The following is a 14,428-nucleotide window of genomic DNA, read 5'->3' on the forward strand; positions in this document are numbered from 1 at the left end:
ATGGCAGCTTTTTTGGGGGCAGATATTATCTTATAATGATTCCGTACCGTTCAGGTCATTGGATTTCTCCGTATGTTCTGCATTCTCTTTCAGCTGCAGCAAATGCGTAGTCCTACGCACAGAAAGTCCCTCATATTTCAGCTTAAACTGCATACGGGCGTGAAAAGCTCTGCCGCATACAGAGCAGTGAAACACTGCGTGAAAACTTTTGTTGTGCAGCGACCATGCCGTCTGCCGCTGGGCAGCCGCCCCACAAACCGGACAATCAAAATCCATATTTGTCTGTTTCACAAGCGGGTTATCCAAATCGCACAGAATAACCGTGCGGAATTCCATACGGTCATAAAAATCTTTTGTGCGGGCATTCTGCACAAAAGGCCGCATACGGTCAGGCCGATACAGCTTCCGCAGGCACTGCAGAGAAAGCAGACTGTCGTCCAGTGCACGGTGGTGGTCAAACGTTTCCTCGCTGATGTTCAGCATCTCCGCCGCAGTGGAAAGGCCTATCTGCTGTCCTTTTTTATAGGAAAGGCACTTTTCACAGTACGCCTGCAGGTCCACATATTCTTCCAGAAACGGAATGCGGTCACTGCCATTAAAGTAACGGCAGTTTTCAATAAGCGCCTGAATATCGGAGGTGCCCCACGTCATGAGCAGGCAGTCACCTGCCCAGCGGCGGAATCGGCTGACCACCTGCATAAAACGGCCGCCGTGCTCCAGGTCCTCGTCCGTAATGCTGGTAAGTTCCGCAATTTTCTCGCTGATTTTCTTGCCGACCTGCGGACGAACCAACATAGAAAATGTGTCCATCCTCTGCAGGCTATCGTCCACCTTGACCGCACCAAACTCAATGATTTCATTGATGAAGCCTTTCAGTCGCCTGCTGTAAGTGCCGTTCCACTCCAAGTCCAAAATGACGATTGGTTTCATAAGATTTCCTTCTGCGCAGGCGTTATTTCTTCTTGCTCAGGTTCTTCATGCGCTGTTCTTTGTTCAAAATCTTTTTGCGCATACGCAGGGACTTGGGAGTGACTTCCAGCAGTTCATCGTCCTGGATGAATTCCAGGCACTGTTCCAGGCTGAGGTTGTCCGGCGGTGTCAGCTTCAGTGCTTCATCAGAACCAGCGGCACGGGTGTTGGTAACGTGCTTCTTTTTGCAGACGTTAACGGCAATGTCCTCATTTTTTGGGTTGGAACCGACAATCATACCCTCATATACTTCCACGCCAGGTCCGATGAACAGACGGCCGCGGTCCTGTGCATACCAGAGGCCATAGCCGGTGGTAGTGCCGTTTTCAAAGGCAACCAAACTGCCGGTGTTGCGCACAACGATTTCGCCCTTGTACGGCTCATAGCTGTCGAACACACTATTCATAATGCCGTTGCCGTTGGTATCGGTCAGGAACTCCTGCCGATAGCCCATCAAGCCACGGGCCGGAATACGGAACTCCATGTGTGTAATGCCGGTGTCACGTGTGCCCATGTTCACTAGTTCTGCCTTGCGGGAACCGAGCTTTTCCATAACAGGGCCGACATAATCGTCCGGTACTTCAATCATCAAAAGTTCCATAGGCTCACAGCGCTTGCCGTTTATTTCTTTATAGATAACCGTTGGGCTGGAAACCTGGAACTCATAACCTTGACGGCGCATTTCCTCAATGAGAATGGACAGGTGCAGCTCCCCACGGCCGGAAACTTTAAAGGTATCCGCAGAATCAGTTTCTTCTACGCGCAAAGCCACGTTGGTCTGTATTTCACGGGCCAGACGGTCGCGCAGGTTTCGGGAAGTGACAAATTTGCCCTCCCGGCCGGCGAAGGGGCTATTGTTGACCATGAACATCATAGAAACGGTCGGCTCATCAATCTTGACGAACGGCAGCATATCCAAATGCTCCGGGTCACAGGCTGTTTCTCCGATGTTTAGGTCCGGCATACCGGAGACGGCAACAATATCACCCATCTTCGCGGTTTCTGCATCTACTCGCTTCAGGCCCTCAAACTGATACAGTTTGGTAATACGTTCGGTGTGTGTTGTGCCGTCGCGGTGGCACAGCGTCATCATCTGACCTACATTAATCTGTCCGCGTTCCACACGGCCAATGCCGATACGGCCCACATAATCATCATAGTCAATATTGCTAAACAGAACCTGTGCCGGGCCATTTAGTTCACCCTTCGGTACAGGAATATACTTAAGGATTGCGTCGAACAGCGGCTTCATATCGACGCCCTTTTCCTCCGGGTCATTAACTGCATAGCCGTCACGGCCAGAAGTGTAAACCACCGGAAAGTCCAGCTGGTTGTCGTTGGCACCCAGTTCAATGAACAGATCCAGCACTTCATCTACTACTTCTGCAGGGCGGGCGCCGGGACGGTCAATCTTGTTGACAACAACGATTGGCTTTTTGCCAAGAGCCAGTGCCTTTTTCAGAACAAAGCGAGTCTGCGGCATACAGCCTTCAAAGGCATCTACCAGCAGCAGAACACCGTCGACCATCGTCAGAATACGTTCCACTTCGCCGCCGAAGTCGGCATGGCCGGGAGTATCCACGATATTGATTTTTATATCTTTATACATGACGGACGTGTTCTTAGAAAGGATTGTAATGCCGCGTTCTCTTTCCAAGTCGTTGCAGTCCATGACACGTTCTTCGACCTCTTCGTTGCTTCGAAAAACACCGCTCTGCCGCAGCAGCTGGTCGACCAGCGTCGTTTTGCCGTGGTCAACATGGGCGATAATTGCAACATTGCGAATGTCATTTCTTGTATCCATTTGTCATACCTCATTTTACTTTTATCTACCCCGCAGCAGCCGGGATAGTAGGGACTACAGAAAAAAGTGTCCGGGTGCCCGAAAATCCGCCTTTTTCTACAGGTAAAATTTATTATAGCACACTTGGCGGAAAATGAAAACCGGGCAAAAAGAAGCCGCGTACCAACCAGATACGCGGCAAAAGCCTGGAGCGAACGACGAGGATCGAACTCGCTACCTCCACCTTGGCAAGGTGGCGCTCTACCAAATGAGCTACATTCGCACTGAACAAGTAGTATAATACTACAGCAATTTGAATTTGTCAACATCTTTCTATCAATTTTTTTAAAAAATTCAAAGATTTTTCACGGATATGCTGCCCGCCGCTTTTCATTGTATTTGCCACGGGGTATTTGCCACGGGGAAATGTTATGTTATAATAATGCTACAAGAAATGACTTTGTTAATGGAGGCTTGATTCCATGCAGTATCAGACAAAAAGCGGGATTTGGGACAGTGTGTTTGCTGTGCCGACGGCCGTGGTGGACCAGAACCTAAAGCTTGCCGGCAGTGTACAGCTGAAAGCACTTCTTTGGGTTCTGCGGCAGGGCGGCGCCTCTTTTTCCGATAAAGACCTGTCCCAGGCACTGGGGGTAAGCCCCGCGGATGCCCGCGACGCACTCTCCTATTGGCAGGAAACCGGTGTGCTGCAGCTGCAGGCATCCGGCATGAAACAGCAGACGGAAAAAGAAAAGCCCGCTCCCTCCCCTGTCCCGCAGAAAGCGCCCGCTTCCGCACCGGTGGTACACTTTTCACCGCTGCCTCGTCCGGAACGTCCCGGCCCTGCCTTCGTCAGCAAACGGCTGGAAGAAAACAAGGCACTGCAATGCCTGATGCTGGACACTGAACAAATTTTAGGACATACGCTGTCCGCTTCTGACATGGGCAGCCTGCTGCTTATCCACGACAATTACGGACTGCCGTGCGATGTTATCCTAATGCTGGTGCAGTACGCCGCCAGCAGCGGCAAGGGCAATATGCACTATATTGATAAGGTCGCGCTGAACTGGGCCGATGAAGGCATTACGACACATCTGCAGGCAGAACAGCGCCTGCAAAAAATGACGGACCTCAGTCGTGCATGGCGCACCGTACAGCAGGCAATGGGCCTGCCGGAACGTGCCCCGACCGAGCGGGAAAAGAAATACGCGGAAAGCTGGGTACTGCAGTGGCACTTCCCCGCACCAATGTTGAAGCTGGCGTATGACCGCTGTGTAGATGCCATTGGTGCGTTCCGGCCCGGCTATGTCAACAAAATTCTGGAACGCTGGCACCGGGAAGGAATTTCCACTGCCGAGCAGGCCGCAGCCGAAACTAGCCAGCACCGCCAAAACCGGCAGGATGCAAACAAGCCCTCTTTTGACCTTGACGCCTACGAAAAAGAAAGCATGCTGAAATTTACAGGAGGCGGACGCTGATGGGATATGATCGTGCCGTTTATGATGCTGCAAATGAAATTCTGGCAGCACGCCGCCTGCACGCAGAACAGGAAGCGGAGCGCCGCCGGGCAGACTTGTATCGGGTACAGCCGCGTGCACAGGAAATCGACCGGAAACTGAGCCGCGCGGGCACCGCCGCCGCACGAGCTGTTCTGCACGGCGGAGATGTTCGTCAGAATCTGGAGCAGCTGCGCCGCCGCAGCCATGCGCTGCGGGAAGAACTGCGGGCGCTGCTGGCACAGCAAAACATGACAGAGGCGGATTTGGAGCCGCACTATCACTGTCCCCTGTGCCAGGACCGCGGCAATATAGACGGACGAATGTGCCGCTGCATGAAATCACTGCTAAAAGAAGAAGCGCTGCGCCGACTGAACGCGGACACCCCGCTGAAACTGTGCAGCTTTGAAAGCTTTGACGTTTCTTATTATCCGGAAACGCCCCAAATAAACGGCAGCTCCCCCCAGCAAATGATGGAACGCATTTTTTTATACTGCCGAAAATACGCCGAAACTTTCAATGCGCACACCACAGAAAGTCTATTGATGACCGGCAAAACCGGCCTTGGCAAAACACACCTATCCCTTGCCATTGCCGGCCGGGTAACCGAGCGGGGCTTTGGCGTGGTATACGGTTCCGCCGAGAACTTGCTGAAAAAGCTGCAGGACGAACACTTTGGCCGCAGCAGAGGTGACACCATGAACAGCCTTTTAAACTGTGACTTGCTGATTCTGGATGATTTGGGCACAGAGTTCCGGAGCAGTTTTACCGTTGCCGCTATCTATAATATCATCAATTCCCGCCAGCTGACGGAAAAGCCCGTTATCATCAGCACAAACCTTTCTTTAAAAGAATTAACTGAATATTACACCGAGCGGTTCTCCTCCCGTGTCATTGGCAGCTATACCTGTATTCCTTTCGTAGGAAACGATGTAAGACAAATGAAGCACCGCTGAAAACCGCAAAAAGGCTGCCGGAAGTTTTACCCTTCCAGCAGCCTTTTTTTATTTATAAAATAGGTACTTAGGATTCACTGCCTGCCGCAGCGTTCAGTTCATTCTGGCTCAATGCCTTCAGATAAGCATTGATGAATCCATCCAGATTGCCGTCCATGACATCATTCACGTTGGCGGTTTCGTAATTGGTGCGGTGGTCTTTTACCATCGTATACGGCATAAAGACATAGGAGCGTATCTGGGAACCCCATGCAATTTCTTTCTGCACACCTTTAATATCGTCAATCTTTTCCAGGTGCTCACGCTCTTTAATTTCCATCAGCTTACTTTTCAGCATACGCATAGCCACATCACGGTTTTGGTACTGGCTGCGTTCCACCTGACACGCAACCACAATACCCGTGGGAATATGCGTCAGACGGACAGCGGAGCTGGTCTTGTTGACCTTCTGTCCGCCGGCACCGCTGGCACGATAAACGTCCATTTTAATATCCGCAGGGTCAATATCCACTTTGATGGTGTCATCAATTTCCGGCATAACCTCTACAGATGCAAACGATGTGTGCCGTCTGCCGGAAGCGTCAAATGGAGAAACACGCACCAAACGATGAACGCCGTTCTCCCCTTTCAGGAATCCGTACGCATTTTCGCCCTCAATCAGAATACTGGCACTCTTCAAGCCGGCTTCTTCGCCGTCCAGATAATCCAATAGCTTAACCTTAAAGCTGTGGCGCTCACTCCAGCGTGTATACATTCGGTACAGCATTTCCGCCCAGTCCTGTGCTTCCGTACCTCCTGCGCCCGCGTGGAACGTAAGGATTGCATTCTTAGTGTCATACTCGCCGGTCAGCAATGTTTGCAGACGCTGCTGCTCCAAAGCATCCTCCAGCTCTTTGACCGTATTCTCCGCTTCCGGCAGAAGAGAAAGGTCGTTTTCCTCATCAGCCAAATCACACAGTGCCATGGCGTCGTCCCATTTGCTGCGCAGCTTTTCATAGGAATTGATTTTATCTTTCAGGTGTGCGGAACGCTGCAGAATTTTCTGTGACCTTTCCATGTCGTCCCAGAAACCCGGTTCGCTCGCCTTCATGTCCAGCTCCTCAATTTCGTTGTGCATGGCTTTGAGGCCCAGGGCGTCCTCCAGGTCATTCAGCGCTGGAAGCATATCGTTTAACTTTTGTCTGAGTTCTTCATATTGCAGCATACCGTTTCCATCCTACTTTCTAAAAGAATGCGTTATAATTGTCGCAGCATTTTGTCTGCCCCGCCGCAGGGCTGTCGCCGCTTTTCACAGGACCATCATACAGCCGTAACATTTTTTTACTTTAATAATGGTATTATTATAAGCGATTCCCCCGTAATTGTAAAGGAAACGCCGCAGTGTCTTTTGGGAATGCGCAGCTGGCCGCAGAATTCACGAACTGAAGAAGCAGAAAGAAATTGTGAATAGAAATTAAAACTTCACCGTAAAAACTTGCAGTATGTCACAAAAACCGATACAATAATATGGATACTGCGATAGTTGCAGTAGGTAAATGGTACCATTATGATATGGGAGGATATAAACATGACCGACTTGAGTGGAACAAAATGCCCCGTATGCGGCAAGCCTTTTCTTCCAAAAGATGATATTGTTGTCTGCCCGGAATGCGGTGCTCCCTACCACCGCGCCTGTTACCAAAAGGTCGGTCACTGCCTTTTTGAAGACAAACACGGCAGCGACTGGTCCTGGGAGCCGCCGCAGGACCAGCAGACTGACGGAGAAGCACTCCGCTGCCCGCACTGCGGTCACAGCAATGCAGCAGGCGCTCTGTTTTGTGAGCACTGCGGCACACCGCTGCCCCGTGCAGTGGAAAACGGCGGCACAGACAACAGCGCTGTGCCGCCGTATGGGCAGGGACCGACCGGTCAGCGGCCGGGGCAGACACCCTATGGGCAGACACCGCCGAACGGCTGGCCTTATGGGCAAATGCCCTTTGTCTTTGACCCCATGGCCGGCGTCAGTCCGGATGAATCAATCAACGGCGCAAAAGCCGGAGAAGTAGCGAAGGTTGTACAGAGCAACACCAGCTACTATCTTCCTGTATTTGTCAACGCGGTGAAATTCCACAAACGGCGTTTCAATTTTGCCGCTTTCCTGCTGGGCGGTGCATGGATGCTGTACCGCAAACTGTACCGGCTGGGTGCCATTCTGACTGTCATTGTTTTGGCACTGGAGATAACAGGCCAATTCCTGACTGCCCGCTTTTCCAATCCACTTCTGCTTCAGATTATGAACAGTCTGGGCTTTTCCAGCACCACATCCCTGTCCATGCAGCAAATGTATCAGGTAGCCGGTAAGGTGATGCAGCTTCCTGCCGGACAACAGGCCCTGTTCTTCCTGCCAGAAATCATGCCGATTGCCGTTTTGGTCATTCACATTATTATCGGCTGTACCGCCAATAAGATGTATCGAAAACACTGTGTTGGCATTGTCAAGGAAATTGACGCATCCGCCACCGACGAAAATGAAGCTATGATTCAGTATCAGGAAAAGGGCGGCGTCAGCATCGTCTGGCTAACCATCGCGCTGGTCTGTTCCCTGATTGCCTCCAATTCCATCTATTTCTTGATGTAGTGGAAATTCAGCGGCAAAAGATACTTTTTATATTGTGGATTCTTTTCTATTTTTTTTAACAGGAGTTGAAATATATGAAAATCACCAAAGCAGTTATTCCTGCGGCTGGTCTGGGAACCCGTGTTCTGCCCGCAACCAAAAGTATGCCCAAAGAGATGCTTCCGATCGTAGACAAGCCCGCTATCCAATATATTGTAGAAGAGGCGGTCCGGTCTGGCATTACCGACATTCTCATTGTGACAAACCGTGGCAAGGGCCTGATTGAGGACCATTTCGACCGTGTACCGGAACTGGAGGAAAAGCTGAAGAATGGCGGACCGCAGAAGGAAGCCATTCTGAAGGAAGTAACAGACATCGCGCATCTGGCAAACTTTTATTTCGTCCGCCAGAAAGAGACCCGCGGTCTGGGACACGCCATCAGCCGTGCACGTTCCTTCGTCGGGAACGAGCCGTTTGCCGTGCTGTACGGGGACGATGTGATTATCGGCAAAGACCCCGCCTGCGGCCAGCTGATTCGTGCCTATGAGGAATTTGGCAAGGGCGTGCTGGGCGTAAACAAAGTGTCACCGGCGGATATCTCCAAGTACTCTTCCCTGAAGGTAGAGCCGCTGCATGACAACTATTTCTCCTGTACCGATATGATTGAAAAGCCCACCCCTGACAAAGTGCTGAGCCTGTACTCCATTTTGGGCCGCTGTGTCCTGCCGCCGGAAATTTTTGATATCCTTGACCAGACACCTCCCGGAGCGGGCGGTGAGATTCAGCTGACGGACGCCATGCGTACCCTGGCACGTTCTCAGGGTATGGTTGCTGTGGAATTCACCGGCAAGCGTTATGACATGGGCAATAAACTGGGAATTCTGAAAGCACAGGTGGAAGTTGGCCTGCAGCATCCGGAAATCGGCGAGGATTTTCGCGCTTATCTGAAAGGCATTGCCAAGGACCTATAAAGATTATATTTTCTAAACAAGAAACGGCTTGTCCCATAAGATTCATCTTGACGGGACAAGCCGTTTCTGCTATACTAGTTTTGTTAGTCTGTTTTGACTGACATATCCTTGCCCCGGGATATTTCCGGGGCCATAAGTCCAAAAGGAGGTGCTTTTATCAATGGAAAACAAAACCAAAGCCTATGAAACCGTATTTATCCTTTCCAGCAAGCTGGACGAGCAGCACACCGCTGCACTGGTAACAAAGTTCAAGGACCTGATTGCCGCGAACGGCACGGTTGATGGAGTTGACGAATGGGGCAAGCGCAGACTTGCTTATGAAATCGACAAGGAAACAGAAGGCTATTATGTGCTGATTAACTTCACCAGCGCACCGGCCTTTACAGCTGAGCTGGACCGTGTTTATAAAATCACGGACGGCGTGCTGCGTTCCCTCATCATCCGCAAGGAAGACTGAGCCGCTGTAAAGAAAGGATGTGCGTGAATTGCTAAACGTTGTTGTTTTAATGGGCCGTCTGGTGGCAGACCCGGAGCTGCGCCACACACCGAATGATGTTGCTGTAACCAGCATCCGCATTGCGGTAGACCGCAACTACTCCCGGTCCGGTGCAGAAAAGCAGACGGACTTTATCGACGTGACTGCGTGGAGACAGACGGCGGAATTTATCTGCCGCTACTTCAGCAAAGGTTCCATGATTGCCATTCAGGGCTCCCTGCATGTGGACAATTATACGGACCGTGACGGCAACAAGCGCACCCGGTACGAGGTCGTTGCTGATAACGTCCAGTTCTGCGGCGGCAAGCGGGAATCCGGTACCTATGGCGGTGCCGCTGCCCCTGCACCCAGACAAAGCTCTTATCAGCAGCCTGCACCGGCTGCCAGCACACCTGCAGCACCAGCCCCTGCCGCCGCACCGGCCTCTCCGGCCTATTCCAGCGGCGACACCGGCGACTTTCAGCCGCTTCCTGATGACGACGACCTGCCGTTCTAAGGAAATTTGACTGTTCTTTTACTTTAACTTAAGGAGGTTACCAGTATTATGGCTGATAGAGATAATCGCCGCGGTGGACGCAAGGGCCGCCGCAAAGTTTGCAGCTTCTGCATTGATAAGGTCGAGCATATCGACTACAAAGATGTCGCAAAGCTGCGCCGCTTCATTTCCGAGCGTGCAAAGATTCTGCCTCGTCGTGTGACCGGCACCTGTGCCCGTCATCAGCGTGAGCTGACCATTGCCATCAAGCGTGCCCGTCATCTCGCACTGCTGCCGTTCAGCAGTGACTGAGTTCGGCTTTTAGAAGAATACAGAATCCGGTATCCGATGAAAATCGGGTACCGGATTCTTTTCTGTTTCGGCTTGGTGTATGGCCGCACACATTTCTGCGCATACTACTGCCGGTGATAAAACATGACGATTTCGTTCATCCGCACTCTTTTATTGTATATCCTGATTATTGCGGCCGTTCGGCTGATGGGCAAGCGGCAGATAAGTGAACTGCAAACCAGCGAGCTGGTGGTAACACTGTTGATTTCCAATATTGCCGCCATTCCTATGCAGGACAGCGGACAGCCACTGGTCAGCGGTGTTCTGCCCATTATGGTTCTGGTTGTATGCGAACTTTTTACTTCTTGGTCTATGATGAAAAGCGGAAAATTCCGAAAACTCATCTGCGGCAAACCCATTGTGATTATTGATGATGGCACTGTTCAGCAGTCCGAAATGCGCAAGCTGCGCCTGACAACAGAAGACCTGTTTGAACAACTGCGTGAAAAAAACGTTTTTTCCCTGAAAGATGTTGCCTATGCCATCGTGGAAACAGACGGACGCATAAGTATTATTAAAAAGCCGGACAAGGAGCAGCCCACGGCAGGAATGCTGGGTATTGCCGTACCGAACCCCAGCATTGAAACCGTTGTCGTCAGTGATGGCGTAGTCAGCAACACTTCCCTGCAGGTGTGCGGAAAAAGCGAAAAATGGCTGGAGGAAACCCTGCGGCACCAGAATGTGCGTGCAGAAGATATTTTCATTATGACGGCCAATACAAAAGGTGATTATCAAATCATACCAAAGGAGAAATGCGTATGAAGCGGATGGTAGTTGGCGCCGTACTGTTTGCCGTATCCCTTGCTTTGTGCTCCGCCGGACGGAGAACAACACAGACATTGACCAACGACTTGACGAAAACACTGCAGGAAGCGGATCATGCAGCCCAAACCGGCGACACACAAAAGGCATATACACTCAGCAAAAAAGCCTTTGAAGAATGGGAAAAAGACCACCAGATTTTATGCACATTTCAGCCGCACTCCCGTCTGGAGGTAATTGACCAAACGCTTGCCACCCTGCCGGACCTGTCAAAGTGTGACAACCCCGGCCAGTTTGAAAGCGAATGCGCACGGGGAGAAACACTGGCACGAAATCTGCAGGAAAGCGAATTTCCACTGCTGCAGAACATCTTATAATTATCCATCAAAATCAAGCAATAAAAAAGCTGCTCTGCGGCATCCATTTCAAAAATGGAATGCTTGCGGCAGTTCTTTTTTACTGTTTTTTATTATTGTCCGTTTTCCGCTTTTTTTGACGGGTACGAAGGATGTCGTTTAATTCGTCCATGAACGTGTTGATATCCTGAAACTGACGGTAAACAGAAGCAAACCGCACATAGGCCACTTCATCAATATCCTTAAGCTTTTCCATGGCATATTCGCCAATCTGGGAGGACTCCACTTCCCTGTCCAAAGAATTCTGCAGCTTTGCTTCAATTTCATCCACCAGATGCTCCAGTGTTGCCAGAGAAACCGGACGCTTCTCGCAGGCACGCAGCAGCCCGCGCAGCAGTTTGCTACGGTCAAATACTTCACGGGATTTATCTTTTTTAATGACAATCAGTGGCACCGTTTCAATGACTTCATAGGTTGTGAAACGCTTACCGCACTTCATACACTCCCGACGCCGGCGAATGCGCTCTCCCTCGTCCGTTGGGCGGGAATCAATTACTTTGCTTTCATCATAACCGCAGTACGGGCATTTCATGTTTCTTTCTCCCTCTCTGTCAGTAGGAACACGCCCCCGCCGCGGGGGTATCCGCCGTTTTCTCCGAACTGCAGGCGCACGGTACAGCCGTCAGCTGCTCATATTCCTTCTGCAGCTGCTCCGTTGTCTGCTTTGCCTGCAGCAGGTCCTCTTTTCGGTGAAAGCTGGACCGATAAACCTCCATCATACAATCACCCTGGAAATTCTGGCGTGCCATCTGATGCAGCAGCCTGTGATAATCCATTTGGCCAAATCCGGGCAGCAGGCAAGTCCTGCCGGGACAGTTATCATTGATGTGTACGTGTACCAGCTGCTCCCCCATGGCCGCACAGGTTTGAAACGGGCTGTACCCTGCCCGCACGGATTGTTTGATGTCCAGCACAAAGGCACAGTCATCGTGCAGATACTGCCGCATCTGCGTTAAAAATGCCGGGTCACTGCTGCGGAAGCGGTTCACATTTTCCTGCGCAACGGTCACACCGAACGAGCGGCCGGTTTCCAGCAGTTTATGGTAATGCTCGAAATACGCTTCCTGTGTCATATCACTTTGCCGTTCCAGCCGCTGACCATGCAGAACCAGCAGGTCCGCACCCAAAAGATTAGCCGCCTCAAAATAAGACTTGTAAAACTCCAGTGTGTCATCGAAGCGTCTTTCATACCCGGAAAACAGCAAAAAACTTTCGTATCCGGAAGTAAACGGATGCACGCTTTTCGCGGTTGCACCGTACTGCTGCATCATATGGGACAATCTGCGCACATACGCTGGCTGCAGCTCACTAAATGTATTGAAAAAAAACTCGAAATGCCGAAACCCCATCTCCAATAGTGCCGCCAAACTTTTTTCCAGCAAAGCCGGATACAGGCACGCAGTCGAAATTCCTACTTGCAAAAGAGCACCCCCTGTTTTTTCTTGTCAAATCAAAGCAAGTGCTGGTTTTCTATGTTGAAGCAGGTACAGAAAAAATCACTGCACCCAGAGGACGTCATAATTGATGGTTTGGTAGAACAGCCGCTGTACTTCCTGCAGGTCATGCGTTTGGGCAAGCACCCACATCAGTTTGGTCACGGTGGACTCTATCGTCATATCATACGTTTCCAGCAGGCCAAAGCGTTTCTTGGCAACATGGCCGACACGATACACCGCCATGTCGCTGCCCTCATGTGCAACCTGTGTGGCTACAACGACGATTTTTCCATCACGGGTAAGGCGTTCCAGTGCGCAGGAATACAGGTCCGGAATACCGCCGACACCGTAGCTTTCCACAATCAGCCCGTCACACAGGTTTCCAACCGCCGCAAACGTTTCCTCCGAAAGGCCCGGCGTCAGTTTCAGCACAGAAACACTGCTGTCCAGCTGGCTGGAAAAGAACGGTCCTTTGGCCGGCTGTGGACAAATATACCGGATGATGTTTCTGTCCCGAATAACCGCGAGGTCCGGAAAATTGATGCTGGAAAAGGCATTGTAGCTTTTGGTGCGGCTTTTGCGCGCTCTGGTTCCGGCAATGACCTTTCCACCGAACACAATGCACACACCGCCGCTTCCCCTGCAGGCCCACAGCAGGCTGTCCTCCAAATTTGTTTTGGCATCGGTTACATCCACATCAATGGGCTTTTGAGAGCCGGTAATGACCACCGGTTTGTCCGGGTCACGAATTAGATAAGACAGCGCCGCCGCTGTATAAGCCATGGTATCGGTACCGTGACAGATGACAAATCCGTCGTATTCCCGATAGTATTTCTGCACAGTGCGAGCCATCAGCAGCCAGTGCCGCGGCTGGATATTGGTGCTGTCCAGGCTGAGAATCTGCTGGGTATCCACCTGACAAAATTCCGCCGTTTTGGGTACATAGTGAAGCAGTTCCTCCGATGTAAGGGACGGTGTCAGCCCATCTTTTGTTTTGTGGGAAGCTATGGTGCCCCCCGTGGCGATTAGCAATATTTTTTTCATAAATGATTTTTGCAAAGCTCTTTTACCTATATTTAGACATTGTTTATTATACCACAGGAAAAGGTCTTCCGTCCAGATTAAACTGCCCCGCAGCGGGCAGAATAAACACGGGAGGCGATTATTTTGCCGGAAGAAAACACAGAAATACTAGATGAAATCTGCAAAGTATGCTCTATGGGACAGGAAGCCGTAAATCTGCTGCTGCCAAAAGTGCATGACGACCAAATGCGCACACAGCTTTTTTCACAGCGCAAAACCTATGAACAGACCGGCTACAAAGCCCGGCAGATGCTGGAGGAAAATGGTGAAGAGCCGAAAAATGAAACCGGCCCTATGAAGAAAGCCATGCTGTGGAGCGGCGTGCAGATGAACACGCTGGCGGACAGCTCCGCCGAACACATTGCAGAAATGATGGTGCAGGGTACGGGAATGGGTATTATCAGCCTGCAGCAGTGCCTGAACGATATGCCAAAATCAAGCAGCAACGCACGCACGCTGGCCGAGAACCTTATCCGGAAAGAAGAACAAACGATAGAACAGCTGAAAGGAATGCTGTAAACTTGCTTTTGCCGACAGGTTTCAGTATAATAACAAAGATAGGCCCTATTGGGCCTGTACATATTGTTCTCTTTTATCATTTGAAAAACAGATTCAAAATACATATTGGAGCGAAAAAA

Annotated in this window: 16 protein-coding genes and 1 tRNA gene; 10 read left to right on the plus strand and 7 right to left on the minus strand. The window is 50.8% G+C overall.

Annotation, left to right across the window (positions count from 1 at the left end; all coding sequences use genetic code 11):
- Window positions 1-30 precede the first annotated feature (30 nt).
- The 3 genes from ACIHKT_RS05870 to ACIHKT_RS05880 form a co-directional block, all read right to left on the minus strand.
- Complete coding sequence (locus ACIHKT_RS05870; RefSeq protein WP_086035936.1) at window positions 31-930, minus strand: 3'-5' exonuclease; 900 nt, start codon at window positions 928-930, stop codon at window positions 31-33.
- A gap of 22 nt (window positions 931-952) precedes the next feature.
- A complete protein-coding gene (gene typA / locus ACIHKT_RS05875; RefSeq protein ID WP_404352032.1) occupies window positions 953-2,773 on the minus strand; it encodes a translational GTPase TypA in 1,821 nt (606 codons plus the stop codon).
- Window positions 2,774-2,959: 186 nt separating this feature from the next.
- Window positions 2,960-3,035, minus strand: a tRNA-Gly gene (locus ACIHKT_RS05880).
- Between the two features lie 199 nt (window positions 3,036-3,234).
- Between ACIHKT_RS05880 and ACIHKT_RS05885 the strand changes: the two genes are divergently transcribed.
- Window positions 3,235-4,230: a DnaD domain protein gene (locus ACIHKT_RS05885; RefSeq protein ID WP_174402977.1), complete on the plus strand. Its 996-nt coding sequence runs from the start codon at window positions 3,235-3,237 to the stop codon at window positions 4,228-4,230.
- A complete protein-coding gene (locus ACIHKT_RS05890) occupies window positions 4,230-5,204 on the plus strand; it encodes an ATP-binding protein (protein ID WP_174193038.1) in 975 nt (324 codons plus the stop codon). Before ACIHKT_RS05885 ends, ACIHKT_RS05890 begins: the two co-directional genes overlap by 1 nt.
- A 67-nt stretch (window positions 5,205-5,271) precedes the next feature.
- On the opposite strand, the gene prfB is transcribed toward ACIHKT_RS05890, so the two are convergent.
- Complete coding sequence (prfB, locus tag ACIHKT_RS05895; protein ID WP_086035940.1) at window positions 5,272-6,408, minus strand: peptide chain release factor 2; 1,137 nt, start codon at window positions 6,406-6,408, stop codon at window positions 5,272-5,274.
- A gap of 363 nt (window positions 6,409-6,771) precedes the next feature.
- Between prfB and ACIHKT_RS05900 the strand changes: the two genes are divergently transcribed.
- The 7 genes from ACIHKT_RS05900 (at window position 6,772) to ACIHKT_RS05930 (ending at window position 11,232) form a co-directional block, all read left to right on the plus strand.
- Window positions 6,772-7,821 carry an RING finger protein gene (locus tag ACIHKT_RS05900; RefSeq protein ID WP_404352037.1) on the plus strand — a complete coding sequence of 350 codons (1,050 nt, stop codon included), beginning with the start codon at window positions 6,772-6,774 and terminating at the stop codon, window positions 7,819-7,821.
- A 74-nt stretch (window positions 7,822-7,895) separates the two neighbouring features.
- Window positions 7,896-8,771, plus strand: a complete 876-nt coding sequence (locus ACIHKT_RS05905; protein ID WP_086035943.1) for a UTP--glucose-1-phosphate uridylyltransferase — start codon at window positions 7,896-7,898, stop codon at window positions 8,769-8,771.
- Between the two features lie 160 nt (window positions 8,772-8,931).
- On the plus strand, window positions 8,932-9,228 hold the full coding sequence (gene rpsF, locus ACIHKT_RS05910) for a 30S ribosomal protein S6 (RefSeq protein ID WP_086035944.1): 297 nt from the start codon (window positions 8,932-8,934) through the stop codon (window positions 9,226-9,228).
- A 28-nt stretch (window positions 9,229-9,256) separates the two neighbouring features.
- The gene (locus ACIHKT_RS05915) at window positions 9,257-9,763 is read left to right on the plus strand and encodes a single-stranded DNA-binding protein (RefSeq protein ID WP_086035945.1); all 507 of its coding nucleotides are present in this window, start codon (window positions 9,257-9,259) and stop codon (window positions 9,761-9,763) included.
- A 48-nt stretch (window positions 9,764-9,811) separates the two neighbouring features.
- Window positions 9,812-10,054 carry a 30S ribosomal protein S18 gene (rpsR, locus tag ACIHKT_RS05920; RefSeq protein ID WP_086035946.1) on the plus strand — a complete coding sequence of 81 codons (243 nt, stop codon included), beginning with the start codon at window positions 9,812-9,814 and terminating at the stop codon, window positions 10,052-10,054.
- A gap of 123 nt (window positions 10,055-10,177) precedes the next feature.
- A complete protein-coding gene (locus ACIHKT_RS05925; RefSeq protein WP_086035947.1) occupies window positions 10,178-10,855 on the plus strand; it encodes a DUF421 domain-containing protein in 678 nt (225 codons plus the stop codon).
- A complete protein-coding gene (locus tag ACIHKT_RS05930; RefSeq protein WP_157658943.1) occupies window positions 10,852-11,232 on the plus strand; it encodes a DUF4363 family protein in 381 nt (126 codons plus the stop codon). Before ACIHKT_RS05925 ends, ACIHKT_RS05930 begins: the two co-directional genes overlap by 4 nt.
- A gap of 79 nt (window positions 11,233-11,311) precedes the next feature.
- Here the strand turns inward: ACIHKT_RS05930 and nrdR are convergent, their stop codons facing one another.
- The 3 genes from nrdR to ACIHKT_RS05945 form a co-directional block, all read right to left on the minus strand.
- Window positions 11,312-11,803: a transcriptional regulator NrdR gene (gene nrdR, locus ACIHKT_RS05935; RefSeq protein ID WP_086035949.1), complete on the minus strand. Its 492-nt coding sequence runs from the start codon at window positions 11,801-11,803 to the stop codon at window positions 11,312-11,314.
- 19 nt (window positions 11,804-11,822) lie between these two features.
- Window positions 11,823-12,692 (minus strand): sugar phosphate isomerase/epimerase, encoded by an 870-nt coding sequence (locus ACIHKT_RS05940; RefSeq protein WP_236849735.1) that lies wholly within the window; start codon window positions 12,690-12,692, stop codon window positions 11,823-11,825.
- A 75-nt stretch (window positions 12,693-12,767) separates the two neighbouring features.
- Window positions 12,768-13,751, minus strand: a complete 984-nt coding sequence (locus ACIHKT_RS05945) for an asparaginase (RefSeq protein ID WP_086035950.1) — start codon at window positions 13,749-13,751, stop codon at window positions 12,768-12,770.
- 123 nt (window positions 13,752-13,874) lie between these two features.
- On the opposite strand from ACIHKT_RS05945, the gene ACIHKT_RS05950 reads away from it, so the two are divergent.
- Window positions 13,875-14,309: a hypothetical protein gene (locus tag ACIHKT_RS05950; protein WP_086035951.1), complete on the plus strand. Its 435-nt coding sequence runs from the start codon at window positions 13,875-13,877 to the stop codon at window positions 14,307-14,309.
- The last annotated feature ends 119 nt before the right edge of the window (window positions 14,310-14,428 follow it).

The sequence above is a fragment of the Caproicibacterium sp. XB2 genome (assembly GCF_044880635.1).
Lineage (GTDB): Bacteria > Bacillota > Clostridia > Oscillospirales > Acutalibacteraceae > Caproicibacterium > Caproicibacterium lactatifermentans.